The organism is Lactobacillus hamsteri DSM 5661 = JCM 6256, assembly GCF_000615445.1.
In the GTDB taxonomy this organism is placed as follows: domain Bacteria; phylum Bacillota; class Bacilli; order Lactobacillales; family Lactobacillaceae; genus Lactobacillus; species Lactobacillus hamsteri.
In genome coordinates, this window is sequence record NZ_BALY01000064.1 from 1 (window position 1) to 1,782 (window position 1,782).

Here is a 1,782-nt window from a genome sequence, read left to right on the forward strand (position 1 = left end):
TGAAGATGAGACCCAGAACTTCCGGAAATACCATTTAACCAATTGTTTCCGGTGGAAATTTGTTTTCCGCTACTATCTAATCCTTGTGATGCTTCATAATTAATTCTAGTCCCGTCACCAGGTCTTTTATCGTCTTTCATTACTGTATCTAATTGGATAAAGTATGCATGCGTACTATAATCATGAGTTGGGTCGCCAGGTATATGAAATGGTACATGCCCATTCGCATCCTTGGAATCTTTTGTTTGATCGACAGAAAAGCCATTAGGTTTACCATTGGTGGTAGTCACATGATCCTTAAGATATTGTTCAAAAGCTGGTCTTTCGTTATTTGAGACAGTAATTTTATTATAATATTTTTGATTTTGTGTTTGATCCTTAGGATCAACATAAAAGTTGTCTACGCCATCCCGATAGCCATTATTGTCTACTGCCATACCGTCAGGAACTTCGAAAACTTTAATTGATGATGGGATAAGGGTTTGATCACCATCAAAATATGCGCGAAACACAGCATCTACTAATGGTTTTAGATTGGTATTTCCTAATTGATTACCATAATTGAAGTATATGCCCCATTGAAGGATTTTGCTATCTTTATTTAAATTATATTTTTTTATATCTTCCGGAGACATGTTGTTTTTTTCAGGCCATGATCCGTTAACTGAATCAAAAGTTTTTTCTCCCATAGGAAAACCCTTTAAGATTTCATCTTCAGTAACCTTTTCTTTATAAGGAGTTAAGTTTGCAGTAAAAGCAGTTTTCGTTTGATCGTTAATCTCTACATTAAAGGATTGATTATCAATAGAAGATTTTACTGTTGCGCTGTTTCCTTGAACAGGTAAATCTAATTTGAAATTTTGAGGGGTTTCATTATTGTTTGAATTCCAAGTTGCACTAATTTGACTATTATTATCATCAACATCAACATCAACATTCCAATATGATTGACCATTATTACTTGTGATTTTTGTACTTGATTTTGAAACGTTAAAATTCTTAGCGTTTCCGGCATCTGGCAACTTTATAATTAATTGATGATGAGCGTCTAATTGAGGACTATCAATATTAATGTGAACATCTACTGTGTCCTGTCCGGCCATCATATCTTGAGTTTTATTGATTGTTTGATTGTCACGTGAAGCTGTAATAGTAATAGGTGAATGTTCTGGAGTTTTATTTTCTTCTAAATAAACAGCAGATGATGAAGCGTTGTCTAAGTCATTAGTAGAAATAGTTTGTGTTTCTACTGTTTGATTTTTTGGATCTGAATCGGTATGTTCATCCTGATCATTTTTAGGCTTCTCAGAAGAAATTGGGGGGGTAACGCCACTACCTACAGATTTATGATATTCAGAATTAGCCTCTACTTGATGTTGGTCACTTTGAGCAACACCTTCAGGTTTTTGAGTATCAGAATTTTCTTTCTTAGTAGATTGGGGAGCCTCATTACTTTTTACTTCTTCAGTTTGACTTGCTTGTGTGCTATCAGTAGCATCCGCATGAACTAATTCACCATTAGTCATTAAGAAGGTTGTACCCAAAGCAACCGCAGCTAAGCCTACAGATAATTTACGGAAACCGAATTTTTGCTTACCATATAATCTGGCATTAAAGTCCACATCATTTTTATGTTTCATATTATTCATTCCTTTTTATTGTATAATCGTTTTTCTCATCTATGATTTTATCTTAACACTAAAAAATAACATTACCAGTGAAAATGAATATTATTTTATATGTAATTTATATAAAACAAATAATATAATATAAAACTGTATA

1 protein-coding gene is annotated in these 1,782 nt (G+C 33.2%); it reads right to left on the reverse strand.

The genetic code is table 11. The features are described 5' to 3' along the window. The coding region (locus tag JCM6256_RS10430; RefSeq protein WP_155833186.1) for a YSIRK-type signal peptide-containing protein at positions 1–1,640 on the reverse strand (1,640 nt) is incomplete at its 3' end. Between the last annotated feature and the right edge of the window lie 142 nt (positions 1,641–1,782).